Here is a 22,686-nt window from a genome sequence, read left to right as displayed (position 1 = left end):
AGGCCCGTCGTTGAACGCCTCCAAACTGTCGCCCGGCGACCTGCTCGGTGCGCTGGCGGTGGTGGTCATCTGGGGGCTGAACTTCGTGGTCATGAAGGTCGGCCTGCAAGATGTGGGGCCGATGCTGCTGGGTGCCCTGCGTTTTGCGGTGGCCGCCGTGCCTTTCTTGCTGTTTGTGCCGTTTCCCCGCCTGCCTTGGAAATACGTTGCCGGCTACGGGCTGGCACAGGGCCTGGGCCAGTTTGGCTTCCTCTTTCTCGGTCTCCACATGGGCATGACGGTGGGCATGGCCTCGGTTGTGATGCAGACCCAGGCGTTCTTCACCCTGCTGCTGGCGGTGCCGCTGCTCGGCGAGCGCGCTCGTCCGTCGCAGTGGTGGGGCCTGGCAGTGGCGCTGGCCGGCCTGCTGATGATCGCCAACGCCAGCGGCGAAGGCGCCGGCCAGATGACGCTGGCGGGTTTCGTGCTCACGCTCTCAGCGTCCTTTATGTGGGCCGTGTCCAACCTGATCGCGCGCCTGGCGAGCAGGGTGGCCGACTACGAGCCGTTTCCCTTCATCGTCTGGAGCAGCCTGTTTCCGGTGGTGCCCTTCCTGGCGCTGGCGGCGTGGGCCGACGGCCCTTCGACGGTGTGGCGCCAGCTCATGGGCATGGATGGACGCGCCTGGCTGGCGGTGCTGTTTCTGGCCTGGCTGGCCACACTGCTGGCCTACAGCCTGTGGACGCTGCTGCTGAAACGGCACCCGGCTGGCCGGGTAACGCCGTTCTCCCTGCTGGTCCCGGTGGTGGGCCTTTGGGCGGCCTGGATGTTCTCGGGCGAACTGCCGCAGCGCTGGCAGTGGGCCGGCACGGCGGCGGTGTTGCTGGGTCTGGTCATCAACCAGGCTGGCCCGTTGAGAGCCCTGGTCAAGGGCATCGCTGAGCGCCGGAGCCAACCCGCCGACTGAAACCCAGCGGGGCAGCGCACTGGCCTCGTGCCTCTTTGCCGCTGGCCCGATTACCGCAACAAAACGATGTTGCGGTAGCCCAGGCGGATCAGCCCCTGGTCCTGAAAGCGCTGCAGCTGCTGGTTGACGCGCTGGCGCGACGCATTGGCCGCTTGCGCCAAGTCGGCCTGACTCACCCGCAGCTGCAGTCCATCGGCCACCGCCACACTGTTGTACTTGGCAATGCGCTCCAGCGCAGCCCACACACGTTGCCGCAGGCTGTGCATGCCCTGATCAGCCAAGGTGTCAAACAACTGGTTGATCCGCAAACCCAGAATCCGCAAGAGGTCGACCGCCACGGCGGCATCCCGGCTGATCAGGTCGACCATTCCCGCCCGCTCCACATGCAGAACCTGGCTGGGGCCTGCAGAGACCAGATCGGCTGGGTAGGTGGTTTCAGCAAAGACCGAGCTCAAGCCCGATATCTCGCCCGGCAGCATCCAGCGCAGCAATTGCTCCTCACCTTCAGGGGTCGTGACGCTGACGCGCAGGCGCCCCTTGATGAGCAGCAGCGCCGTGGCGGTCGATTGCCCCCGGCTCAGCAACACCTGGCCTTCGGTCCAATTCCGAAGCACGCCCACGCTTTTCAGGGCCTGGGTGGAGCGCGGCGTCAGCGCCGACTTTTCGGCCCAAGCTTTCGTGAACAGATCCGCATCCACAGCCTTGAAAGCCGGGGCAGCGGCCGGCGAGCGGCTTGAATTCAAAGGGCGGGAAGGCGGCAGGGGCATGGCTTGTCCAGAGGGCCTAAAAAGTAATTTTGAGTGCTTTCCCTTAAATTGTCACATCAGAAACAATTTGCCGGAAGGTTGCGGAATTTAATCCATTTCACACAGCTTGACGCAGATCAAGCCACTACCACCCCATTGGAGACGACATGACCCTTTCAACACCTGGATTCCTTCGCGCCACCCTGGGCGCTGTTGCGCTGAGCTTGGGCGCCAGCGCCATGGCGCAAACCGAAACCTTGCGCATTCAAGACTACCCCGGCCTGGGCAACATGATTGTTCGGGTGGCAGCGGCCAACGGCTATTGCGAGAAGAACGGTCTCAAGTGCGAGCTCAAGACCATTCCCTCGGGCCCACTCGGCATTCAGACCCTGATGGCGGGCGACATCGACATCGCGTTCGGCCCGGCCGAGGTGGTGATCCAGGCGGCCAACAAGGGCGCAGACCTGAAGATCATTGGCAACGCGGCGCGCGACAACATTTTCTTTTTGATGGCCGGTGCCCACACCGAAACACCCAATGCGGCCAAGGGCTACCCCGCTGTGATGGCCGACCTGAAGGGCAAGAAAATCGGCGTGACAGCCCGTGGCTCCGGCGCTGAATTTCAGTTGCTCGACCTGCTCAAAGGCGCTGGCATGACGGGCAGCGACGTGACCATCGTGCCCGTCGGAGCACCCAACACCGCCCTGCCCGCCATCGCCAACAAACAGGTCGATGCGGTCATGCTGTTCGCCCCCATGGACGGCTTTTGTGCGGCCATGAAAGTGTGCCGCGTGATCGTGGATCCGCGCAAAGGCGAAGGCCCCGACGCGATCACCAACCTCAACGGCGCCTCAGGGCCAATGACGGTGCGCGGCGAGTTTGCGCAAAAGAAAGGCGCCACGCTCGACGCCTTTGCCAAAGCCATGCGCGAGGCAGAAGCCTTCGCCCAGAACCCAGCCAACTTTGCTGCCGTGCTCAAGGTGATCAACGACACCTTCAAGATCGAAGGTCCCGCCGGTGCGGCCGCGATTGAAGCCTCCTTGCGCAATTCGATCAGCGGTGTGCGCTTCTCGCTGGACAGCAAGGCACTGCAGCACGCGGCTGACTACCTGCACAACACCCAGCAGATCGACAAGAAGTTTGACACCAGCAAAGTCTTGCAACTGCGCTGAACGCTCCACCCACAGCCCCACCGAACGACTGCATGAGCGGAGCAACCGAATTGAGCGCTACGACCCTGGCCATCGCCGCCGACGGCGTGCACCTGAGCTTTGATGGCACCAACCAGGTGCTTTCAGATGTCTCGCTGCACGTCCGCCAAGGCGAGTTTGTTTCGCTGGTGGGTCCCAGCGGCTGTGGCAAAACCACGCTGCTGAACCTGGCTGCTGGCCTGGTGCCGCACACCGGCAAGGGCGGCCTGCAGGTGGGCGGACAAGCGCCGCGCCAGGGCAACCCGCAGGTGGGCTACATGCTGGCCCGCGACAGCCTGCTGCCCTGGAAAACGGCGCTGGGCAACGCGATGTTTGGCATGGAGGTGCGCGGCGTGCCGCGTGCCCAAGCCGAGGAACGCGCCCGCAGCATGCTGCAGGAAGTGGGGCTGGCCGGGTTCGAGAAAACCTTGCCCAAGGCCCTGTCGCACGGCATGCGCCAGCGTGTGGCCCTGGCACGCACCTTTGCCATGGGCTCGCCGCTGCTGCTGATGGACGAACCCTTTGGGGCACTGGATGCACAAACCAAGCTGCAGCTCGAAGACCTTCTGTTGAGGCTGTGTCAGCAACACCAGCAGTCGGTGCTGTTCGTCACACACGACCTCTCGGAAGCGGTGGCCGTGTCCGACCGGGTGGTCGTCATGACGTCGCGCCCGGGCCGCATCGTGGCCGATATCGCCATCGACCTGCCCCGCCCGCGGTCCATCCGCGAGCTGCAAAAAGACCCGCACTTCCATGAGCTGTATGCACAGCTCTGGTCACACCTGGAATCTGGCTGGAGCAAACATGAAGGCTGAAACCATGCGCTGGGGCGCAGCCCACATCGTGTTCATTGCCGCGCTGCTGGCGCTGGGCGAATGGTTCACCGTCAAGGGCTGGCTCAATCCCACGTTTGTGGGCCAACCGAGCGGGGTGCTCAAGTTCCTGTGGGACAACATCGCCACCGGCAAGCTCTGGACCGACATGGGCTGGACCATGGCAGGCACCCTGATCTCGTTTGTCCTGGGCAGCACCGCAGCCATGGCGGTGGGCCTGCTGTTCGTGGCGTTCCCGCATGTCGAAAAATTCCTCGACCCGTATCTGAACGCCATGAACGTGATGCCCCGCATCGCGCTGGCGCCGCTGTTCATCCTGTGGTTCGGTCTCGGGCTGGGTTCCAAGATCGCGGTGGGTTGCAGCTTGACGTTCTTCATCGTGCTCTCCAGCACCGTGGCGGGCATCCGCGGCGTCAGCCAGGACCACGTGACGCTGTGCAAAACGCTGGGCGCCAGCGCCGTGACCACCTTCTTTCAGGTGACCCTGCCCGGCGCGGTGCCGGTGATTTTTTCGGGTCTGCGCCTGGGCCTCATCTACGCCTTGCTGGGCGTCATTGGTGCCGAAATCATCGCCTCTGAAAAAGGCCTGGGCCAGTCGCTGGCCTACCTGGGTTCCACCTTTGAGGTCAACGGCGTGATGGCGCTGCTGCTGGTCCTGGCCCTGCTGGGCGTGGCGGTGGTGCGCACCATGACCTGGATCGAGAAACGTTTGCTGCACTGGCAATGAGCCGGGCTGTTTTGTCATATCAAGGAGATACAAGCATGAACTTTCGGCACATCCAGGTCGACCCCATGACGCCCACCATCGGCGGCATGATCAGCGGCGTTGACTTGAACAACACCCGCTCCGAAGACGTCTACGAAGAGATCAAGCAAGCACTGTGGCAGTACGGCGTGGTGTTCTTCCGCAAGCAGGCCCTGAAGCCCGATGCCTACATCCGCCTGGGCCAGAACTTTGGCGAGATGGAGCAGCACGAATTTTTCCCGCACATCGACGGCCACCCCCAGATCCAGCTGATTTCGCACCAGGGCACCGACGCACCGGAAACCGACCGCTGGCACACCGACGTGACCTTCCGCAAGAAGCCCAACATGGTGTCCATTTTGCGCATCACCGACCTGCCCCCCTCGGGCGGTGACACCATGTGGATGCACGCAGGCGCGGCCTACGATGCGCTGAACCCCGGCCTGCAGCAGATGCTGCAGGGCTTGCAGGCCGACCACGATTTGCCCTGGCATTTTCGCCGCGCCAACATCCACGAACGCCTGGCACAGCGGGCCTCGGCCAAGAGCGGCATGATGGTCACCGCCAACGCGCAAGAGTGCAAGATGATCGAAAACACGCCGACGGTAACGCACCCGGCCGTGATCACGCACCCTTTCAACGGTCGCAAGATTTTGTTCGTCAACTCGATCTGGACCAAGCGCTTGCTGGGCATGCACATGGACTTGTCGGAAGCCGTGCTGAACATGCTCTACGAGTGGGTCAAGAAGCCCGAGTTCATGGTGCGCTTCCGCTGGGAAAAGGACTCGGTGGCCATGTGGGACAACTGCGCCACGCAGCACTACGCCGTGTTCGACTACGCACCGCACTACCGGGCGGGCCAGCGCATGACGTGCGGCAGTTTTGTGCCCACGTTGAATCCTGGTGCGGCCGCGGCCACCGGCCAGCCATCGGTCATGCGCCAGTTGCTCGACACCACCCGCATGCAAGCGGCCAACCCGCGTGAGCAGCAAGCGGTCGAGGCGATCTTCAGCGCCCTTGAAGGCGTGGACCTGAACGCCGTGGCCACAGCGGCCCAGCGCGGTTGAACCCGAGCCATCCCACAACATGAGCTCTATCCGTTCTACCGATCTGGCCGACCACGACCTGGCCGCCTTGCAGGAGGCCCGGGACTTGCTGGGCCGTGCCCGCCAGGCCGCCACCGTGCTCGCAGGCTGGACGCCCGAGGAGGCCAAGCACGTGGCCAAAACCGTGGCCGCCGCGTTGTTACCGCGTGCCGCGTTTTATGCCGAGTGGGCGGTGCGTGAAAGCCGCATCGGCAAAGTGGCCGACAAGATCGCCAAAAACCAGCTCGCCTGCACGCTCACCCCCAGCGCCTGGGACAACGTGGCCCTGGGCGGTGTGCGCCGCAACGACGCCTTGCGCCTGGTCGAGATTGGACGGCCCGCGGGTGTGGTGGTGGGGCTGTCCAACTCCACCTCGCCCGTGGCCACCATCATCTTCAAAACCATCATGTGCCTGATGACCCGCAACGCGCTGGTCATTTCGCCACACCCGGTGGCGCTGGGCTGCTGTACCGAGGTGGTGCGCGAACTGCAGGCGGCGATTGAGCAAGCCGGCGGGCCCGCCCACGCGCTGCAAATTTTGACGCGCCCCACGGTGGAAGCCACCAGCGCACTCATGCGAGACCCGCGCACAGACGTGATTCTGGCCACCGGCGGCACACCCATGGTGCGCGCTGCCTACAGCTCGGGCAACCCCGCCATTGGCGTGGGTTCCGGCAACGTCCCCATTTATGTGGATGCCAGTGCCGACCTGGACGCCGCTGCACCGCTCATCGTCACAGCCAAAAACTTCGATCACGGCAGTCCCTGCTCGGCCCCGTCGGTGCTGATGCTGCACGCCAGCATTGCGCCGCAGATGCAGCAAGCCCTGGCGCGCCAGGGCGCTCACATCTGCACCGAGCAAGAAGCCTTGCAGATCCAGCAATACGCTTTTCCCGGCGGCAAGTTCAACGGCAAGGTGGTGGGCCGCCCCGCGCACGAGATTGCGCAGGCCGCCGGTGTGCAGGTGCCCACTGGCTGTGAAGCGCTGGTGTGCTTGGTGACCAACCCACAGGCCGGCCACGCGCTGCTGCGGGAAAAACTCTCCCCCATCCTGGCCTGCGTGGTCGTGGACGACATCAAGCAGGCGATTGGCGTCGCCCAGTCGATGCTGCAGCACAGCGGCTCGGGTCATACCTCGGGCATCCATACGGCGTCACCCGAACAAGCGGTGTACTGGGGTGCAGCGCTTGACTACTACCGCGTGGTCGTCAACGGCAGTACGGTGCACGACAGCACCGGCGCCAACACCGGCCTGCCCTACACCTTCACCATCGGCACCGGCTACGCGGGCAAAAGCTCGGTGGACTGCAACGTTGGGCCCGAACTGCTGGTGAACTGGAAACGCGTGGCGTTTCCCCTGCCCGGTGGCTGGGCCGGCGCCATGACGCCGGTGGCCGCCCCGGCCGCCGCCACCACCGTCCAGCTCAACACCCTAACGCCTGAGCTCCAGGCCATGGTCCTGCGCATCGTGCAGGAAGAACTCGAACACCTTCGCTGAGAACCCGCCATGTCCACTTTGCGCAGCTACATTTTTCTGGACCGCTTGCAGCCACAACTCATGTGTCTGCTGGGGTCCACCGCCCGCGGTTTTCTGCCGCGCCACAACGATGCCGCCATGGTGATCGAAGTGGCGCCCGGCATGGACATCGAATGGCTGACCGACATCGCGCTGAAGCACGACAACGTCAAGCCCGGCAACCTGGTGGTCGAGCGCCAGTTTGGTTACCTGGAGTTCCACGGCCAGTCCTCCTCGTCCGTCAAGTCGGCTGGTGCGGCCGTGCTCGAAGCCATGGGGGTGAGCGAGAAAGACGTGCTCAAGCCTGAGATCCTCGCGTCCAAGGTGATCGATCGAGTGGACGGCTACCACGCGTTTCTGATCAACCGCAGCAAGTCCGGCAGCATGCTGCTGCCCGGCGAGTCGCTCTACATCATGGAAATGACGACCTCGTCCTACGCGCTGCTGGTGGCCAACGAGGCCGAAAAGTCGGCCAACGTGAAGCTGATCGACTGCCGCTTCATGGGGCCTGCGGGTCGCCTGTATTTGTCGGGCAATGCGTCCGATGTGCGCGCCGCCGCCGCCGTGGCCGAGGCCGTGATCCGCGATGCCGGAGGTACCGCATGAGCACCGAGGCCCTGCGTGCGCAGATTCGGGCGCAGTTGCGCACCGCGTTGAGCGCTTCACAGAGCGCGCCCGCTACCGACCATGCGGTGGCCGCCCTGATGCGGCGTTTCGAAGCCGGTTATGAGGCCGTCAGCGCCGAGGCCATCGTGGCCTGCTTTGCGCCCGACGTGGTGTGGAGTCTGCCCGACGCCCGCGTCCTGCGCGGTCGCGCGGCCTGCCTCGCGTTTTTGAAAGAGCGCTTTGCCAGCCCCGCTGGACCGAAGTTTTCGGATTCGCACATGAACGTGCTGGGCCAGACGGTGGTGCAAAACTACAAGGTCAGTGTGCCGCTGCCCGGTGGTCAGATGGGCACGTTTGACGGCACCGACGTGTACCAGATCCGCGATGGCCTGATTGCCCGCAAAGACGCTTACTGGAAACAAGTCGGTGCGGCCAAGCCGGCTGCGCCAGCGGCCCCTGCCCCCTCGGCCGCCCACTCGAACGCCCCCTCAGCGCCGGCTGGCGTGGTGGTGCCCTTGCGTGTGGGCACGGCTGCACAAGCCACCGCGCTGACCGAACTGTTCAAGCGCCTGGCCGCCAGCCCGGCCTTGCTGCAAGCGGCGCAAACGGGTTTGCTGCGCTTCGACATGCGGGTGGACGAAGCGGCGGTGAAAGCCGTGGCCGCCACAGGCGCATCGGCCATGGCCGCCACCACCGCCATCGATCCAGCCGCGTGCTGCCCCTCGTGCAAAGACGGCAAGGCCTGCGATTGCCCAGACGCGCATGGCGATGAGCCCGTACACAAGTCTGCCCAGACCGTGCCGGAACTCAAGGGCGTGATTGGCGAAAAGCTGGTCAAGACCCTGGCGCCTGGCGTGAAGCAGGTGCGATTGAACCCGAAGGCGGTGATGACCCCCTTGGGCAAAGAAGCCTTGCGCAAGCGCGGCATCACCATTGACCGAGGAGCTGCACCATGAAAACCGGAACCGTGATTGGCCGCATTGTGGCGAGCAAACGCCTGCCCGAGTTGCCCGCCGGCGCCCTGCTGGAGGTGCAACTCGACTACCCCAAAGATGTCGTCGTGTGCTACGACCCCATGGGCTGCGGCATTGGCGAGCGCGTGATGATCACCATCGGCGCACCGGCGGCCTGGTGGTTCGCGCCGGCCCACCCGCGCGTGGTGGCTGACGCGCTGATCATCGCTTCGCTCGACGGCTACGACACCCCTACGCCGATGCGTTGACGCAGCGGCAGATGTTCCCCTCACCCCGTCCCTCAACCCTTTCTTTTTTCAACCCATCAAGGAGACTCACATGTCACAAGCCATCGGAATGATCGAAACCAAAGGTTATGTTGCTGCTTTCGCGGCAGCCGACGCCATGGTCAAAGCCGCCAACGTCAACATCGTTGGCAAAAAAGAAGTCGGCGGCGGCCTGGTCGCCATCATCGTTTCGGGTGACGTGGGTGCTGTGAAGGCCGCCACCGAAGCCGGTGCAGAAGCCGCTGGCGCCATTGGTGAGGTGGTGTCCTGCCACGTCATTCCGCGCCCACACGCCGACGTGCAAAAAGCCTTTGACGGCAACTGATCCGCGAACGTCCACAAGGAGGCCGCATGGCCACAAGCAAAAAAGCCGCTGCACCCGCCAAACCGGCGGCCGAGCTTCGGGTCTACCTGACGCTCACCGACCTGCAACGCCAGTTTTCGTCGTGGATGAGTTCGCCCTTGGGCGCGCGAGGCTACGTGGCGATGCAAGGCACCCATTCGCTGCTGGTGGAAATTGCCCCCGGGCTGTCCATCCAGCGGGTGATTGACCTCGCCCTGAAAGCAGAGCCCAGCCTGGAGCCCGGCATCCTCGCTGTCGAGCGGCAGTTTGGCGTGCTGGAATTGCACAGCAACGACAGCGCGGCCCTGGAGCGTGCGGGCCAGGTCATCCTGGACTGGATGGGCGCCAAGGCCGAAGACCAGTTGCGCCCACAACTGCTTTACAGCGACATTCTGGAGAATGTGACCGATCAGCACGCCGTGCTGATGAACCGCACCCGCCAGGCCAGCATGGTGCTGCCAGGACAAAACCTCTTGCTCATGGAAGTGGCCCCGGCTTTGTTTGGCGCCCACATGGCCAACGAAGCCGAGAAAATTGCACCCGACGTGACGTTGGTCGAGTGCAGCATGATCGGCGCCAGTGGCCGCATGTACCTGAGCGGCAGCATGGCCTCCCTGACCCAGGCCAAAAACCATGTCGAAAAGCTGCTGGGCGAGATTCCGGGCCGCTGACATGGCCTTGAACTAGGGCACCGGGCGCGGCGTGCGCGTGCGCCCGGTGCACCTGGTCGGGGCGGCACGGCACTAAACCGATGCGACAGCCGACCGTCCAGATACCCCTGGGCTTTCCAGCACAATCTGTGGCTTCAACAGTTTGTCTCCACTGGAAACCACCATGAAACGACTCGACGGAAAGATCAGCCTCATCACCGGCGCAGCACAGGGCATTGGCCTGGCCACCGCCCTCAAATTTGCGCGCGAAGGCGCCGTCGTCATCGTCTGCGACGTGAAGCAAACGGCCGTGGACGACGCCGTGAAGCAGTGCGAGGCCCTCGGCGCCCAGGCCGTTGGGTTTGTGATGGACGTGACACAGCGCACCATGGTGGACGCGGTGGTGGCGCAGGTGCTGGAGCGCTTTGACCGCGTGGACGTGCTGGTCAACAACGCGGGCATTACCCAAGATGCGCGCCTGCAAAAAATGACACTGGAGCAGTTTGACCGGGTGATTGATGTCAACCTGCGCGGCGTGTTCCACTGCGCTCAGGCCGTGGCCGACTGCATGACCGCGCAAGGCAGCGGCGTCATTCTCAATGCGTCGTCCGTGGTGGGTATCTATGGCAACTTTGGCCAGACCAACTACGCCGCCGCGAAGTTCGGCGTGATTGGTTTCACCAAGACCTGGAGCCGCGAACTGGGGCCCAAAGGCGTTCGCGTGAACGCGGTGGCACCAGGCTTTATCGCCACGCCCATCCTCAGCACCATTCCTGAAAAAGTCATCAGCGAGATGGAACACCGCGTGCCGCTGCGCCGCCTGGGCCAGCCCGAAGAAATCGCCAATGTTTACGCCTTTCTGGCCAGCGACGAGGCCAGCTACATCAACGGCGCCGTGATCGAGGTCTCAGGCGGCATGTCGGTCTGACCGTCACAGGGCGCACGCAACGATGCCGGGAAGCCGGGCGCGGGATAATGTACTTTTTGGGGGTTCAACCGTCCGTGCGGCAAAGGCCGGCGGCCGCCTCTGCTTCAGCCAGCCGCCTACGCTCACCGCCACCCCATGCAATCTGCCCCCCAGCCTGAAAACGAAACCGAGCGCCTGGCCAAACTGGTGAGTTTTGGTGTGCTTGACACGCTGCCGCAAAAGGCCTTTGACGACATCACGGCCCTGGCCTCTTCCATTTGCGGCACGCCCGTGGCACTGATTTCGCTCGTTGACAAAGACCGCCAGTGGTTCAAGTCAAGGGTCGGCCTGGGTGCCACACAGACCGGTCGAAAAATGGCTTTTTGCTCGCATGCCATCCTCACACCCGAAGAGGTGCTGGTGGTCGAGGACGCGACCTGCGACGTGCGCTTCCACGACAACCCGCTGGTGCAAGGCACGCCGGACATCCGCTTTTATGCGGGCGCACCGATCGTCACCGACGACGGCTTCGCCCTCGGCACCGTGTGTGTCATCGACCAACAGGTGCGGCAACTCAGCGTGCCACAAGCCGACGCACTCCGCGCGCTGTCCAGGCTGGTGGTGACGCTGCTGGAGCACGAAAAGGCCCGCCAGCAGGAAGCCTTGCGCGAGGAAGAGGAAAACCGGCTGCGCAACCAGGCCCTGATGGCCATGGCCGTCTCGGGACTCGACCTGATGGCCTACATCGACAACCAGGGCGTGTACCAGGACGTCAACCAGACCTACCTGGACTACTGGGGTTGCGCGCGCGAAGCTGTTATCGGCCAGACCGTGCGCGAGCGGGTGGGCGAAGCGCTGTACCGCACGCTCATTGAGGACAAGCTCCAGCAAGCATTTGCCGGAACAGAGGTCTTTTATGAGCACACCGCCCACTTCACTGCACGCGGCGCCAGGCACCTCGAAGTGTCTTTGTTGCCCGTGCGCAATGCCACCGGCGAGGTGTTGGGGGTGGTGATGCGCGGCCACGACATACACGCGCTGAAACAGCAAGAAGTGCAACTGCAACAGACGGTGGGCATGTTGAAGGAAAAAACGCTGGAGCAAGAGCGTTACATCCACATGATCTCGCACGACCTGCGCGAACCCATCAACTCCATCAACAACTTCACCTCGCTGCTGGTGCAAGACCACACCGCCGATTTGCCCATCCATGCCCAGCGCTACCTCGGTTTCGTGCGCGCCGGCGGGGAACGCATGCGCACCCTGCTCGACGATCTGCTGCACTTCGTCCAGCTTGAAAAGCAGGTCATCGTCCCAGCCAGCATCGATCTGAACCACCTGTTCGCCGAGTTGCAGGACGACTTGTCTGCTGCCCTGGAGCGCTCAGGCGGCACCCTCACTTGCGCCGAACTGCCCACGGTCCAAGGCGATGCCTCACTGCTGCGCGTAGCGCTGCAAAACCTGGTGACCAACGCACTCAAGTTCGCACGCCAAGGCGTGCCGCCAGCGGTCCACATCAGCGCCATGGAGTCCGCTGGCTTCCTGGCGTTGCGTGTGACAGACAACGGCATTGGCATACCCGCCGAGCAGTTTGAACGCATCTTCGAGCTGTTCAAAAGACTGCACACCCGCAAGCAATACGCCGGTACCGGACTGGGTCTGTCCATCTGCCGCCGCATCGCCGAACTGCACGGTGGCGGCGTTACCGTCAGTTCGGAAACAGGCGCAGGAAGCTGTTTCACACTCACACTTTCCCGCAAGCCGACCCCACCCGAAGGAACGCCCTATGAAAACCGTTGAACGCTTCATCCTGGTGGACGACAACGAGGCCGACAACGTCTACCACGAGATCATGATCCGCAAGGCGGGCTTTGCAGGCGAGGTGCTGGTGTTTGAAACCGGGGTCGACGCGCTGGCGTTTTTGCAAACCGACACGCTGGATCAAGCCACCTGCATTTTTCTGGACATCAACATGCCCATGCTGGACGGCTTTGAGGTGGCCGAACGCGCGACCCCGATGATCGCGGGCAAGCCCACCGTGTTGCTGGTCATGCTCACCTCGTCTGGCTCCCCGCTGGACCGCCAGCGGGCTGACGAGATGCCGGTGATCCGGGGCTATGTCACCAAACCTCTGGCCGTAGCCATGGTCCAGAAACTCCTGGCCACCGGCATCTGATCCGCTCACCTCCGTGGCTTGGCAGCCACCGATAACCACGCCTATGCCACCCGAGCCCAGCACCGAACCCGCAGCGCCAAACCGACCGGCTTCGCGGGCAGACCTCTTCCTGTCGTTCACCTGGCTGGCCCTGCAAGGGTTTGGTGGGGTGCTGGCGGTGGTGCAGCGCGAACTGGTGGAAAAAAAGCGCTGGATGACGCGCGAGCAGTTCATTGAAGACTGGGCCGTGGCCCAGATCATGCCGGGGCCCAATGTGGTCAACCTCTCGCTGATGATCGGCGGGCGCTATTTCGGGCTGTCGGGCGCGCTGGTTGCGCTGGCGGGCATGCTGGCGGCGCCGCTGGTTGTGGTGCTCGTGCTTGCTGCCCTTTACGGCAGCGTGGCCGAGACCGCGGTGGCGCAGAACGCCCTGCGCGGCATGGGCGCCGTCGCTGCGGGTCTGATCACCGCCACCGGCATCAAGCTGATCGGGGCGCTGGACAAAAACGCCATGGGCATGGGACTGTGCATCGCGTTGGCAGCGCTCACGTTTGTGGCCATTGCGCTGCTCCGCTGGCCCTTGCTGTGGGTGCTGCTGGGCATTGGCGGTGGGGCTTGTCTGTGGGCCTACCGAGTGGTGGGCGCGGCGCCTGCCCACAGGGCAAACCGCCCATGAGCATGGCGCCCACACTGCCCAACTGGGTGGACCTGTTCGGCCACTTCGCCTCGCTGTCGCTGCTGGCTGTGGGGGGCGCCATCACCACCGCACCCGACATGCACCGCTACCTGGTGCACCAAAATGCCTGGCTGAGCGACGCCCAGTTCAGCTCGTCCATCGCTTTGTCGCAAGCTGCGCCAGGGCCCAACGTGCTGTTTGTGGCCCTGCTGGGGTGGAACGTGGGGCTCAATGCGGGCGGTGGCCCAGGCGGTGGCGCAGTGGCCTGGGCACTGGCCCTGTTGGGCGTGCTGGTAACCATGGTGGCCATCATGCTGCCGTCTTCGGTATTGACCTACACCGCCACACGCTGGGCACACCGCAACCGCGAGGTGCGCGCCGTGCGGGCCTTCAAGACCGGCATGGCACCTATCGTCATTGCGCTGCTGATCGCCACCGGCTGGTTGCTGACCGGCTCACACGACCACCCCACACGCGACTGGCGGCTGTGGCTGCTCACCGCTGTCGTCACGCTGCTGGTGTGGCGCACCAAAATGCACCTGTTGTGGCTGATTGGTGCCGGTGGCCTGCTGGGCGCCCTGGGCTGGGTTTGAGCCACACTTGATGGGTTTCTGGGCGGTATCACACCACACCCTGCAACGTGCAGCGCTCGTGGCTCAGCGCGGGTTCTCGAAGAACACCGCGTTGGTGTAATCGCTGATCTCGAAATACACCTTCTTTTCCCCGGGGTCTGCCAGCATGTTCAGGTTTTCGTCCAGCACACCGTAGCCAAATCGGTAAGCACGGGGCTTGCCATCGTCGGTGCCCAGCGCGGTGCTGATCTTGTCAATCTTCAGAAAACGGCGCACCAGTTTGTCACCGGCGTACACCTCCAGCACGCCGTTCGCACCAGTCCAGTTCTGAATTTCTCGGCCCAGCTTGTTTTGCTGCTCTTGGGTACAAGCGGCCAGCAGCGTGGTGGCCAGCGCAAGCGCCAACATGCGCACCCGGTCATGTTTCATGGTCGTCATCTGGGAATAAATGCAAGGCTCAGGTGCGCTGGCGGAGCGCTTCGTACAAGCACACCCCGCTGGCCACCGACACGTTGAGGCTCTCCACCGCGCCATGCATGGGGATGCTCACCAGCTCGTCGCAGGTCTTGCGGGTGAGCTGGCGCATGCCCTCGCCTTCGGCGCCCAGCACCAGCGCCGTTGGGCCCTTCAAATCCACCTGGTAAAGCGTCTTCGGTGCGTCGTCGCTGGTTCCAATGATCCAGATGTTGCGCTCCTTGAGCTCGTTGAGGGTACGCGCCAGGTTGGTCACCATGAAATACGGCATGGTCTCGGCCGCGCCGCTGGCCACTTTGGCCACGGTGGCGTTGATGCCCGCCGCGTGGTCTTTGGGCGCAATCACGGCGTGCGCACCGGCACCATCGGCCACGCGCAAACAGGCACCCAGGTTGTGCGGATCGGTGATCCCGTCCAGCACCAGCAGCAGCGGCACCGTGCCCTCGGCTTCCAGTTTTTCCAGCAACTCATCGAGCGAATGCACCTGCGCCAGCGCTTCCACACGCGCGGCCACGCCTTGGTGCCCATGACTGCCGGCAAGTTTGGCGAGGCGCAGACCGTCGGCCTCGATCAGCCGCACCCCGGCTTCACGGGCGCGGTCGAGGAACTGGCGCATGCGCATGTCGCGCCGCGTTGGCTCATAATAAATTTCAACGACAGATTTCGGCGCGGTTTTGAGACGCACGCCCACGGCGTGAAAGCCGAAGAGCACTTTGTGTGAGGACATGACGAGATTATCGCCGCCCGGCCAACGCCGCCGGCTCCAGGCTTCAGTCCATGGCGGCTTCGGCCACCACCTGCCCGGCTTCAATGGTGATGCGGTGCTCGCAGCGCTGCGCAATGGCGCGGTCGTGCGTCACCAGCACCAGCGTCGTGCCCAGTTCGCGGTTGAGCTCAAACATCAGCTCCATGATCTTGCCGCCGGTGGCAAAGTCCAGGCTGCCTGTGGGTTCGTCGGCCAGCAGCACCGCTGGCTTCACCACAAACGCCCGAGCCAGCGCCACGCGCTGCTGCTCGCCGCCGGAAAGCACTTTGGGGTAGCTGCCCAGGCGCTCGCCCAGGCCCACCCGCTGCAACATAGCGGCAGCCGTGGCGCGCGCATCGCGCCGACCCGCCAGCTCCAGCGGCAGCATCACGTTTTCCAGCGCTGTCAAATTGCCCAGCAACTGAAAGCTCTGAAACACAAACCCGACCTTCTGGGCGCGCAGTGCAGCACGCTGGTCCTCGTTCATGGCAAACAAATCAACACCATCAATGTGAACTGTGCCGCTGCTGGGCGTGTCCAACCCCGCAATGATGGACAGCAAGGTGCTCTTACCCGAGCCGGAGGCGCCCACGATGGCGGCGGTTTCCCCTTTGTTCAGGGTGAAATCGATATCGCGCAAAATGGTCAAAGATCCCGTGGAGTCGGTCACCGACTTGAACACGTGCTGTACAGCAATCATCACATCGGGCATGGAAGGACTTTTCAAGTTGAATCGACGTCACTTTAACGCGCTGGCCCTGCTGGCCAGCTCAATGGGGTTTTCTGGCACAGCCCTGGCGCAGTCAACAGCACAAGCCGCAGGCGCTAAAACGCCTACCGCGCCCCTCGTACTGGTGGTCGGTGATTCGCTCAGCGCCGAATACGGCCTCAGGCGCGGCACCGGCTGGGTGGCCCTGCTGGAACAACAACTGAGCCAAGAAAAAGTGCGCGCCCAGATCGTGAACGCCAGCATCAGTGGCGACACCACGTCGGGCGGGCGCTCCCGCTTGCCCACCTTGTTGAAACAACATACACCCGCGGTGGTGGTGATTGAACTGGGGGGCAACGACGCCTTGCGAGGCCTGCCGCTGAACATGACGCGCGACAACCTGGCCCACATGGCCCGCATCGCGCGCGAGTCGGGTGCGCGCGTGCTGTTGCTGGGCATGGAAATGCCACCCAACTATGGGGCCACCTACGGCCGGGAATTCCGTGAGATCTTCACGACCGTAGCGCAAACGGAAAAAGCGGCCTTGGTGCCATTTTTTCTGAAAGGGGTGGGTGACTTGAAAGACCCGACCCAGCTGTTCCAGGCCGATCGCATCCACCCCAACGAAGCCGCACAACCCATCATGCGAGACAACGTGTGGCCCGAACTGCGCAAGCTGCTGCCCAAACGATAATCGTGCATGCCTGTTCAAACCCTGCCTGCCTGCGACGCCCTGACCCGCCTCGCCGATTTCGACACCATCATTGACGCCCGCACCGAGGACGAATACGCCCTTGACCACGTGCCCGGCGCCATCAACTGGCCGACGCTCAACAACGCCGAGCGCATCACCATCGGAACGATGTACAAGCAGGTCAATGCGTTTGAGGCCAAAAAACGCGGCGCAGCGCTCTCGGCGCGCAACATCGCAGGCCACATCGAGCGCGATGTGCTCGACAAACCCCGCCAGTGGAAGCCCCTGGTGTACTGCTGGCGCGGCGGCAACCGCAGCGGCGCACTGGCCACCATTCTGGGCGCCATTGGCTTTCAGGTGACGCTGATTGAAGGGGGCTACAAGGCCTGGCGCGCAGCGCTGGTAGACGACATTCCCCGCCTGGCACAGCGCCTGCATTACCGCGTGGTGTGCGGGCCCACAGGCAGCGGCAAAACGCGCCTTCTGCACGCCCTGGCCGCTCAAGGTGCTCAGGTGCTCGACCTGGAAGCCCTGGCCAACCACCGCAGTTCGGTGCTGGGCCACATTCCCGGCGTGGAGCAACCCAGCCAGAAACGCTTTGACAGCCTGATCTGGGACGCGCTGCGCCAGTTGGACCCGGGGCGCCCGGTGTTCGTGGAAAGTGAAAGCAAGAAGGTGGGTAACGTGCGCGTACCCGATGCCCTGATCGACGCCATGCGCCAAAGCCCTTGCATTGACCTGCAACTGTCAGACGCAGAACGGGTGGCGCTGCTGCTGGAAGATTACGATTTCTTCGTGACCGACAGCGATCACTTTTGCCGCCGCCTGGAGGCGCTGACGGAGTTGCGGGGCAAGGCGGTGGTGGGCGGCTGGATCGAACAGGTGCAAGCGGGTCAGACGCCCGCCGTGGTGCTGGCGTTGCTGACCCAACACTACGACCCGATGTACGCGCAGTCGATTTCGCGCAATTTCGCCCAGTTTGCTCAAGCGAGCCGCTGTGTGCTGCCCCATCGCTCTGCGGCTGCGCTGGCCTTCGCAGCTAGCCAACTCATTGCCAGCGAAACAGAAGCCGCTGAACACTGAGCGCCCGTACCGAAGCAGGGGCGCTCACACTTGGCGTCACGCGGGGTTGGCAGACCCCTCGCCGGCTGCCGGCGTTGAATCTGCAGCACCGGCGTCATCTGCGCCCTGGCCTTCGGGCGTATCGGGATCGTTATAAGGCTTGCCAGCGGCCTTGGCCTTCAGCTTCTCTTCTTTCTTCTTCTTTTTCGCGAGTTCACGCTGGCGTTTTTCGTATCCGTAATTGGGAGTAGCCAAAGCAGTCTTTCTGGTCGGTAGTTAAGGGGTGAGGGTCAGGAAATAAATGGCGCAACGAAATGGCGCAACCGGTCAGGCAAACAGGGCCGGCAGGGCTTGGGCCAGATCGGCTCGCAAGTCGTCCACAGCCTCCAGGCCGACCGCAAAGCGTACCAGACCGCCGGCATGCGGCCACCGGGTGGTGCGGATGGCCGGCACATCATAAGGCGCGCACAGGCTGATGGGGCCGGCCCAACTCCAGCCGAGCTTGAACAGCTTGAGGCTGTCGCAAAAGGCGTCAATCTGGCGCTGGGCAATACCGGGTTCAAACACCACACTGAACAAGCAAGCGGCGGCCTTGGCTTCACGCTGCCAAACCGCATGGCCGGGCGAACCTGACAAAGCCGGGTGCAACACCTGCGCCACGCCGGGTTGTCCCTGCATCCAGCTGGCCAGCTCACGCGTGGCGGCATCTTGCGCGGCGTAACGCAGCGCCATGGTGCTCAGGCCGCGCAGCACCAGCTCCACATCGTTGCCACTCACGCCCAGGCCCAGTCGCATGTGCGTCATCAGCACCTGCTGGTGCAGAGTTTCGTCGCGTGTCACGACGGAGCCCATCAGCACGTCGGCACCACCGCTGGGGTATTTGGTCAGGGCCTGCATCGACACGTCAACACCCATGTCGAACGCGTTGAACGCAATGCCAGCGCCCCATGTGTTGTCCAGCGCGGTCAACACAGCACGGGCTGAGGGCTCACGCGCTGCGTTGGCTTGTTTCACCACGGCCACCAGCGCAGGCAGGTCGGGGTATTCGAGAGTGATAGACCCCGCAGCCTCCAGCCACACCAGCCGGGTGGCAGTGCTGATCTTGGCCGCTAGGTCGGCCGGATTTTGCGGGTCGTAATAGCGGTGCGTGATGCCCCAAGCAGACAGCTCCGCAGTGGCAAATGCCTTGTTGGGACCGTATGCATTGTCAGGAATCAGCAGCTCGTCACCCTGACGCAGAAAAGCCATGTCAACCAGCGCCACCGCCGAAAGGCCGCTGGGCACCAACACACAAAACAGTCCCCCCTCCACCGTGGCAATGCGTTCCTCGAGAATGAACGAGGTGGGCGTGCCATGCAGCCCATAGGTGTAGCCGCTCTTGTCTTTCCACTCTTGCGTGCGCAGCGCTTGCACATTGGGAAAAATGACCGTGGAGGCCTTGTGCACACCCGGCGCTACCGCCTCAAAGCCTTCCGGTGGCCGGTAAGGATGGTGGATCAGGCGCGTAGCGAGGTCGCTCATTCAGCTCAGAGCTTCCATTTTTCGAGCAATTGCGCTGGACGCATTGCGTCGTAGCTCTCGAATGGCTGGTGAATCCACGGATTGGTGGGCAGGTACTCGACCGAATAATCGGGCGTGAAGGTGGACAGCTCTTTGGTCCAGATCACGGCACTGCGCAGCTCGGTGATAGGCGCGTAGTTGTTTTTCAACAAGCCAATCACCGCTTTGAGCGTGTGGCCAGAATCCGCGAGGTCGTCCACCAGCAACACCTTGCCCGCGATTTCGCCCTTGGGTGTGGTGATGTAGCGCGCAATGTCCAGCTCACCCTGCACCTTGCCGGCTTCGGCGCGGTAAGAGCTGGTGGACATGATCGCCAGCGGCTTGTCAAAAATGCGCGACAGGATGTCGCCTGGACGCATACCACCGCGTGCCAGGCACAAGATGGTGTCGAACTCCCAACCCGACTGGTACACCTTCAGCGCCAGCTTCTCAATCAGGTTGTGGTACTCGTCGTAGGAAACGTAAAGGTGTTTTCCGTCTTCGGTCAGCATGCAAGCTCCGGGTGGAATAGTGTTTTTGAATTCTGCACGAAACGGCTGCCAGCGGTCATCAGGCGTGGTACGGGTGGCGAATCAGAATCGTGTGGTCGCGATCGGGACTGGTGGACACCACATGAATGGGCACACCCGTGGTTTCCTGAATGCGGTCCAGGTAGCGCTGGGCGTTGAGTGGCAGCTTGTCGTACTGCGTCACCCCCACCGAAGAATCCGTCCAGCCCGGCAGGGTCTCGTAAATGGGGGTACAGCGTGCAATGTCGTCGGCACCCATGGGCAAGATATCGATGGTCTCGCCATCCAGCTCATAACCCGTGCACAGCTTCAGTTCGGTCAGGCCATCCAGCACATCCAGCTTGGTGATGCACAAGCCCGTGAGACCGTTGACTTGCGCGGAGCGCTTGAGCAAAGCGGCGTCAAACCACCCGCAACGGCGCGCGCGCCCGGTGGTGGTGCCCCGCTCGGCACCCACCGTGGACATGTGCCAGCCCGGCGTGCCTTCCTTGTCCCATTCCAGCTCGGTCGGGAACGGACCGCCGCCGACGCGCGTGCAATAGGCCTTGGTGATGCCCAAGACATAGTGCAACAGGCCCGGGCCTACACCGGCACCCGCCGCCGCATTGCCCGCTACACAGTTGCTGGATGTGACGAACGGGTAGGTGCCATGGTCGATATCGAGCAAGGTACCCTGCGCGCCTTCAAACAACAGATTGACGCCGGCCTGGTGAGCCGCATTGAGTTCGCGCGAGACGTCAGCAATCATGGGTTTGAGCAGCTCGGCCTGTGCCATGGCTTCGGCGTAAACCGGCTCAAACTGGATCTCGCCGTCCTTCATGTAGGCGGCAATTTTTTCGTCCCACGCCATGCCTGCCGAGCCCAGATGCGTGGTCAGCAGGTGGTTGTGCAGGTCAAGCAACTCGCGCAACTTGGTGGCAAAACGCTCAGGGTATTTCAGGTCTTGAACACGCAGTGCACGGCGGGCAATCTTGTCTTCGTAGGCCGGGCCAATGCCGCGGCCGGTGGTACCGATCTTGGCCGTTCCAGCCTTTTCTTTCGCCGCTTCGCGCGCGATGTCAATGGCGGCGTGGAAAGGCAAGATCAACGGACAAGCTTCGCTCACGCGCAAACGCGAACGCACTTCAACGCCGGCTTTCTCAAGCCCAGCAATTTCTTCGAACAACTTGCCCACCGACAACACCACACCGTTGCCGATGTAGCACTTGACGCCAGCCCGCATGATGCCGCTGGGGATCAGGTGCAAAGCAGTCTTCACGCCATTGATCACCAATGTGTGGCCGGCGTTGTGCCCGCCTTGAAAGCGCACAACGCCTTGTGCCGTTTCGGTCAGCCAGTCAACCAGCTTGCCCTTGCCCTCGTCACCCCATTGGGTGCCAACCACGACCACGTTGCGCCCAGGTACGGCGGCGCTGTTGCTGCTTTTCATCATTTGCGGGTTTCCATTTCAATGTTCCGGACGGTCCATGCGTTTGCACGAGCGGGGTCTTGTACCAACTCGCGGTCGCAGTGAAATTCATCAACTTCTTGTTCGTGGCCGGGCAGGACGCATACCACGGTGTGCCCCTGCGAGCGCAAGGCAGCAACGGCCTCCCGCAAGCTGGTGTCCATACCCCAAGGCGCGCGAACTGCAGCGACCAAGGCACGGGGGGACACCGCCGAGACCAACTCTTTCAGGTCCAGACTGAAGCCCACAGCGGGGCGCTTGCGGCCAAAAATCGCACCCACTTCGTCGTAGCGCCCGCCACGGGCGAGTTCAACCGATTGACCCGCACGTCCTTGCTGGCCCGAGGCAAACAAGGCGAAACGCATGCCGGTGTAATAGGCGTATCCCCGCAAATCAGCGAGGTCAATGGACACGTCAAGCCCTTGCGCATGCGAAGCGAGCCAACGCAAGTTGTCGAGTGCCGCATGCAGTTCGGCTGTGGGCTGGAGCACTTGCCGCGCCTCATCCAGCACGGACAAATCACCAAACAAACGCGGCAACGCGCACAAATCGTGGCGCACAGCAGTGGGCAAATCGCGGGCCAGTGCGTCCAGTTCGGCCACATCTTTGGCGGCCAGGGCGGCGTGTATGCGCAGCACCTTGGCTGCGCTCAGCCGCACCGGCGACAACACGGCATCAATCACCCGGACATCCGCCATGTCGAGCTGCAAACGGCCTACACCAGCAGAGCTCAGGCAGGCCTGCGCCAATTCGATGATCTCGAGATCGGCCTCAAGACCGGCGTGGCCATAGATTTCGGCGCCAAACTGCAACGGTTCGCGGCTGGCAAGCGGACGTTCAATGCGCGTGTGCACCACCGGTCCGCAATAGCTCAACCGTGCAACCCCTTGGCGGTTGAGCAAGTGCGCATCAATGCGAGCAACCTGGGGCGTACTGTCGGCGCGCAAACCGAGGGTGCGCCCCGACAACTGGTCAACCAGTTTGAAGGTTTGCAAATCGAGCGCTTCACCGGTCCCCGTGAGCAGGGATTCGAGGTGCTCAAGCAGGGGCGGCATGACCAGCTCGTAGCCGTAGCCACGCGCTGTGTCCAGTAAACCCCGGCGGAGTTCTTCGATGTGACGGGCCTCGGAAGGCAAGACATCGGCAATGTGATCCGGGAGGACCCAGGCAGACATGGGCATTTTCAGGAGCTGTTAAAACCGTGATTTTACCGGCCCCGCAAGGCGCTTCCCCGCGCGGCTCGGGCGGACGATGGCAAATCACGAAATTGAGGCAG

At 63.2% G+C, this 22,686-nt stretch carries 27 protein-coding genes; 18 read left to right on the top strand and 9 right to left on the bottom strand.

Going from position 1 to position 22,686, the window contains the following annotated elements; translation table 11 throughout:
• The first annotated feature begins 10 nt into the window (after positions 1–10).
• Positions 11–946, top strand: a complete 936-nt coding sequence (locus tag AC0GNR_RS01000; RefSeq protein WP_472899149.1) for an EamA family transporter — start codon at positions 11–13, stop codon at positions 944–946.
• Positions 947–996: 50 nt separating this feature from the next.
• Here AC0GNR_RS01000 and AC0GNR_RS00995 read toward each other — a convergent pair whose 3' ends face one another.
• On the bottom strand, positions 997–1,713 hold the full coding sequence (locus AC0GNR_RS00995; RefSeq protein ID WP_472899148.1) for a Crp/Fnr family transcriptional regulator: 717 nt from the start codon (positions 1,711–1,713) through the stop codon (positions 997–999).
• Positions 1,714–1,859: 146 nt separating this feature from the next.
• On the opposite strand from AC0GNR_RS00995, the gene AC0GNR_RS00990 reads away from it, so the two are divergent.
• The 15 genes from AC0GNR_RS00990 to AC0GNR_RS00920 all read left to right on the top strand — a co-directional run bounded on the left by AC0GNR_RS00990 (position 1,860) and on the right by AC0GNR_RS00920 (position 14,231).
• The gene (locus AC0GNR_RS00990; RefSeq protein ID WP_472899147.1) at positions 1,860–2,864 is read left to right on the top strand and encodes an ABC transporter substrate-binding protein; all 1,005 of its coding nucleotides are present in this window, start codon (positions 1,860–1,862) and stop codon (positions 2,862–2,864) included.
• A 32-nt stretch (positions 2,865–2,896) separates the two neighbouring features.
• The gene (locus AC0GNR_RS00985) at positions 2,897–3,697 is read left to right on the top strand and encodes an ABC transporter ATP-binding protein (protein ID WP_472899146.1); all 801 of its coding nucleotides are present in this window, start codon (positions 2,897–2,899) and stop codon (positions 3,695–3,697) included.
• Complete coding sequence (locus AC0GNR_RS00980) at positions 3,687–4,442, top strand: ABC transporter permease (protein ID WP_472899145.1); 756 nt, start codon at positions 3,687–3,689, stop codon at positions 4,440–4,442. Before AC0GNR_RS00985 ends, AC0GNR_RS00980 begins: the two co-directional genes overlap by 11 nt.
• A 35-nt stretch (positions 4,443–4,477) precedes the next feature.
• A complete protein-coding gene (locus tag AC0GNR_RS00975; RefSeq protein WP_472899144.1) occupies positions 4,478–5,527 on the top strand; it encodes a TauD/TfdA dioxygenase family protein in 1,050 nt (349 codons plus the stop codon).
• A 19-nt stretch (positions 5,528–5,546) separates the two neighbouring features.
• On the top strand, positions 5,547–7,043 hold the full coding sequence (locus AC0GNR_RS00970; RefSeq protein WP_472899143.1) for an aldehyde dehydrogenase family protein: 1,497 nt from the start codon (positions 5,547–5,549) through the stop codon (positions 7,041–7,043).
• 9 nt (positions 7,044–7,052) lie between these two features.
• Entirely contained in the window at positions 7,053–7,667 is a 615-nt protein-coding gene (locus AC0GNR_RS00965) for a BMC domain-containing protein (protein WP_472899142.1), read from the top strand.
• The gene (locus AC0GNR_RS00960) at positions 7,664–8,623 is read left to right on the top strand and encodes a nuclear transport factor 2 family protein (protein ID WP_472899141.1); all 960 of its coding nucleotides are present in this window, start codon (positions 7,664–7,666) and stop codon (positions 8,621–8,623) included. Before AC0GNR_RS00965 ends, AC0GNR_RS00960 begins: the two co-directional genes overlap by 4 nt.
• Positions 8,620–8,889: a EutN/CcmL family microcompartment protein gene (locus AC0GNR_RS00955; RefSeq protein WP_439113429.1), complete on the top strand. Its 270-nt coding sequence runs from the start codon at positions 8,620–8,622 to the stop codon at positions 8,887–8,889. Before AC0GNR_RS00960 ends, AC0GNR_RS00955 begins: the two co-directional genes overlap by 4 nt.
• 70 nt (positions 8,890–8,959) lie before the next feature.
• A complete protein-coding gene (locus tag AC0GNR_RS00950; RefSeq protein ID WP_053168996.1) occupies positions 8,960–9,232 on the top strand; it encodes a BMC domain-containing protein in 273 nt (90 codons plus the stop codon).
• 26 nt (positions 9,233–9,258) lie between these two features.
• On the top strand, positions 9,259–9,921 hold the full coding sequence (locus AC0GNR_RS00945; protein WP_472899140.1) for a microcompartment protein: 663 nt from the start codon (positions 9,259–9,261) through the stop codon (positions 9,919–9,921).
• A 163-nt stretch (positions 9,922–10,084) separates the two neighbouring features.
• On the top strand, positions 10,085–10,828 hold the full coding sequence (gene fabG / locus AC0GNR_RS00940) for a 3-oxoacyl-ACP reductase FabG (protein ID WP_472899139.1): 744 nt from the start codon (positions 10,085–10,087) through the stop codon (positions 10,826–10,828).
• 135 nt (positions 10,829–10,963) lie between these two features.
• A complete protein-coding gene (locus tag AC0GNR_RS00935) occupies positions 10,964–12,607 on the top strand; it encodes a sensor histidine kinase (protein WP_472899138.1) in 1,644 nt (547 codons plus the stop codon).
• On the top strand, positions 12,594–12,983 hold the full coding sequence (locus AC0GNR_RS00930) for a response regulator (protein WP_472899137.1): 390 nt from the start codon (positions 12,594–12,596) through the stop codon (positions 12,981–12,983). Before AC0GNR_RS00935 ends, AC0GNR_RS00930 begins: the two co-directional genes overlap by 14 nt.
• A gap of 43 nt (positions 12,984–13,026) precedes the next feature.
• The gene (locus tag AC0GNR_RS00925; protein ID WP_472899136.1) at positions 13,027–13,638 is read left to right on the top strand and encodes a chromate transporter; all 612 of its coding nucleotides are present in this window, start codon (positions 13,027–13,029) and stop codon (positions 13,636–13,638) included.
• Complete coding sequence (locus AC0GNR_RS00920) at positions 13,635–14,231, top strand: chromate transporter (protein ID WP_472899135.1); 597 nt, start codon at positions 13,635–13,637, stop codon at positions 14,229–14,231. The genes AC0GNR_RS00925 and AC0GNR_RS00920 overlap by 4 nt, the downstream gene beginning before the upstream one ends.
• A gap of 63 nt (positions 14,232–14,294) precedes the next feature.
• Here the strand turns inward: AC0GNR_RS00920 and AC0GNR_RS00915 are convergent, their stop codons facing one another.
• From AC0GNR_RS00915 to AC0GNR_RS00905, 3 genes are read right to left on the bottom strand one after another with little or no spacing between them, the layout of a single operon-like run.
• Positions 14,295–14,639: a hypothetical protein gene (locus AC0GNR_RS00915; RefSeq protein ID WP_472899134.1), complete on the bottom strand. Its 345-nt coding sequence runs from the start codon at positions 14,637–14,639 to the stop codon at positions 14,295–14,297.
• A gap of 28 nt (positions 14,640–14,667) precedes the next feature.
• Positions 14,668–15,411 (bottom strand): 23S rRNA (guanosine(2251)-2'-O)-methyltransferase RlmB, encoded by a 744-nt coding sequence (gene rlmB / locus AC0GNR_RS00910; RefSeq protein WP_472899133.1) that lies wholly within the window; start codon positions 15,409–15,411, stop codon positions 14,668–14,670.
• 43 nt (positions 15,412–15,454) lie between these two features.
• Positions 15,455–16,141: an ABC transporter ATP-binding protein gene (locus AC0GNR_RS00905; protein WP_472899132.1), complete on the bottom strand. Its 687-nt coding sequence runs from the start codon at positions 16,139–16,141 to the stop codon at positions 15,455–15,457.
• On the opposite strand from AC0GNR_RS00905, the gene AC0GNR_RS00900 reads away from it, so the two are divergent.
• A complete protein-coding gene (locus AC0GNR_RS00900; protein WP_472899131.1) occupies positions 16,140–16,832 on the top strand; it encodes an arylesterase in 693 nt (230 codons plus the stop codon). The two genes, AC0GNR_RS00905 and AC0GNR_RS00900, sit on opposite strands and share 2 nt — an antisense overlap.
• Positions 16,833–16,838: 6 nt before the next feature.
• Complete coding sequence (gene mnmH, locus AC0GNR_RS00895) at positions 16,839–17,915, top strand: tRNA 2-selenouridine(34) synthase MnmH (RefSeq protein ID WP_472899130.1); 1,077 nt, start codon at positions 16,839–16,841, stop codon at positions 17,913–17,915.
• 36 nt (positions 17,916–17,951) lie between these two features.
• On the opposite strand, the gene AC0GNR_RS00890 is transcribed toward mnmH, so the two are convergent.
• From AC0GNR_RS00890 to AC0GNR_RS00870, 5 genes are all read right to left on the bottom strand, one after another.
• Complete coding sequence (locus tag AC0GNR_RS00890) at positions 17,952–18,149, bottom strand: hypothetical protein (protein ID WP_472899129.1); 198 nt, start codon at positions 18,147–18,149, stop codon at positions 17,952–17,954.
• A gap of 72 nt (positions 18,150–18,221) precedes the next feature.
• A complete protein-coding gene (locus AC0GNR_RS00885; RefSeq protein WP_472899128.1) occupies positions 18,222–19,415 on the bottom strand; it encodes a PLP-dependent transferase in 1,194 nt (397 codons plus the stop codon).
• A gap of 5 nt (positions 19,416–19,420) precedes the next feature.
• Positions 19,421–19,945: a phosphoribosyltransferase gene (locus AC0GNR_RS00880; RefSeq protein WP_472899127.1), complete on the bottom strand. Its 525-nt coding sequence runs from the start codon at positions 19,943–19,945 to the stop codon at positions 19,421–19,423.
• Between the two features lie 58 nt (positions 19,946–20,003).
• A complete protein-coding gene (locus tag AC0GNR_RS00875; protein WP_472899299.1) occupies positions 20,004–21,392 on the bottom strand; it encodes an adenylosuccinate synthase in 1,389 nt (462 codons plus the stop codon).
• Positions 21,392–22,585, bottom strand: a complete 1,194-nt coding sequence (locus AC0GNR_RS00870; protein WP_472899126.1) for an ATP phosphoribosyltransferase regulatory subunit — start codon at positions 22,583–22,585, stop codon at positions 21,392–21,394. Before AC0GNR_RS00870 ends, AC0GNR_RS00875 begins: the two co-directional genes overlap by 1 nt.
• Positions 22,586–22,686 lie beyond the last annotated feature (101 nt).

The sequence above is a fragment of the Hydrogenophaga sp. LT287 genome (assembly GCF_055702805.1).
This window is presented reverse-complemented; position numbering and strand designations above follow the sequence as displayed.

What these genes read in the sequence shown, in the direction of transcription:
- AC0GNR_RS00965 (WP_472899142.1), top strand. Translation starts at nt 7,053, where the DNA reads ATGTCCACTTTGCGCAGCTACATTTTTCTGGACCGCTTGCAGCCACAA.
- AC0GNR_RS00915 (WP_472899134.1), bottom strand. Translation starts at nt 14,639, where the DNA reads ATGAAACATGACCGGGTGCGCATGTTGGCGCTTGCGCTGGCCACCACG.
- AC0GNR_RS00990 (WP_472899147.1), top strand. Translation starts at nt 1,860, where the DNA reads ATGACCCTTTCAACACCTGGATTCCTTCGCGCCACCCTGGGCGCTGTT.
- AC0GNR_RS00985 (WP_472899146.1), top strand. Translation starts at nt 2,897, where the DNA reads ATGAGCGGAGCAACCGAATTGAGCGCTACGACCCTGGCCATCGCCGCC.
- AC0GNR_RS00975 (WP_472899144.1), top strand. Translation starts at nt 4,478, where the DNA reads ATGAACTTTCGGCACATCCAGGTCGACCCCATGACGCCCACCATCGGC.
- AC0GNR_RS00920 (WP_472899135.1), top strand. Translation starts at nt 13,635, where the DNA reads ATGAGCATGGCGCCCACACTGCCCAACTGGGTGGACCTGTTCGGCCAC.
- AC0GNR_RS00955 (WP_439113429.1), top strand. Translation starts at nt 8,620, where the DNA reads ATGAAAACCGGAACCGTGATTGGCCGCATTGTGGCGAGCAAACGCCTG.
- AC0GNR_RS00935 (WP_472899138.1), top strand. Translation starts at nt 10,964, where the DNA reads ATGCAATCTGCCCCCCAGCCTGAAAACGAAACCGAGCGCCTGGCCAAA.
- AC0GNR_RS00925 (WP_472899136.1), top strand. Translation starts at nt 13,027, where the DNA reads ATGCCACCCGAGCCCAGCACCGAACCCGCAGCGCCAAACCGACCGGCT.
- AC0GNR_RS00970 (WP_472899143.1), top strand. Translation starts at nt 5,547, where the DNA reads ATGAGCTCTATCCGTTCTACCGATCTGGCCGACCACGACCTGGCCGCC.
- AC0GNR_RS00980 (WP_472899145.1), top strand. Translation starts at nt 3,687, where the DNA reads ATGAAGGCTGAAACCATGCGCTGGGGCGCAGCCCACATCGTGTTCATT.
- rlmB (WP_472899133.1), bottom strand. Translation starts at nt 15,411, where the DNA reads ATGTCCTCACACAAAGTGCTCTTCGGCTTTCACGCCGTGGGCGTGCGT.
- AC0GNR_RS00900 (WP_472899131.1), top strand. Translation starts at nt 16,140, where the DNA reads ATGGAAGGACTTTTCAAGTTGAATCGACGTCACTTTAACGCGCTGGCC.
- AC0GNR_RS00870 (WP_472899126.1), bottom strand. Translation starts at nt 22,585, where the DNA reads ATGTCTGCCTGGGTCCTCCCGGATCACATTGCCGATGTCTTGCCTTCC.
- fabG (WP_472899139.1), top strand. Translation starts at nt 10,085, where the DNA reads ATGAAACGACTCGACGGAAAGATCAGCCTCATCACCGGCGCAGCACAG.
- AC0GNR_RS00905 (WP_472899132.1), bottom strand. Translation starts at nt 16,141, where the DNA reads ATGCCCGATGTGATGATTGCTGTACAGCACGTGTTCAAGTCGGTGACC.
- AC0GNR_RS00995 (WP_472899148.1), bottom strand. Translation starts at nt 1,713, where the DNA reads ATGCCCCTGCCGCCTTCCCGCCCTTTGAATTCAAGCCGCTCGCCGGCC.
- AC0GNR_RS00960 (WP_472899141.1), top strand. Translation starts at nt 7,664, where the DNA reads ATGAGCACCGAGGCCCTGCGTGCGCAGATTCGGGCGCAGTTGCGCACC.
- AC0GNR_RS00875 (WP_472899299.1), bottom strand. Translation starts at nt 21,392, where the DNA reads ATGAAAAGCAGCAACAGCGCCGCCGTACCTGGGCGCAACGTGGTCGTG.
- AC0GNR_RS00880 (WP_472899127.1), bottom strand. Translation starts at nt 19,945, where the DNA reads ATGCTGACCGAAGACGGAAAACACCTTTACGTTTCCTACGACGAGTAC.
- AC0GNR_RS00885 (WP_472899128.1), bottom strand. Translation starts at nt 19,415, where the DNA reads ATGAGCGACCTCGCTACGCGCCTGATCCACCATCCTTACCGGCCACCG.
- AC0GNR_RS00950 (WP_053168996.1), top strand. Translation starts at nt 8,960, where the DNA reads ATGTCACAAGCCATCGGAATGATCGAAACCAAAGGTTATGTTGCTGCT.
- AC0GNR_RS00930 (WP_472899137.1), top strand. Translation starts at nt 12,594, where the DNA reads ATGAAAACCGTTGAACGCTTCATCCTGGTGGACGACAACGAGGCCGAC.
- AC0GNR_RS00945 (WP_472899140.1), top strand. Translation starts at nt 9,259, where the DNA reads ATGGCCACAAGCAAAAAAGCCGCTGCACCCGCCAAACCGGCGGCCGAG.
- mnmH (WP_472899130.1), top strand. Translation starts at nt 16,839, where the DNA reads ATGCCTGTTCAAACCCTGCCTGCCTGCGACGCCCTGACCCGCCTCGCC.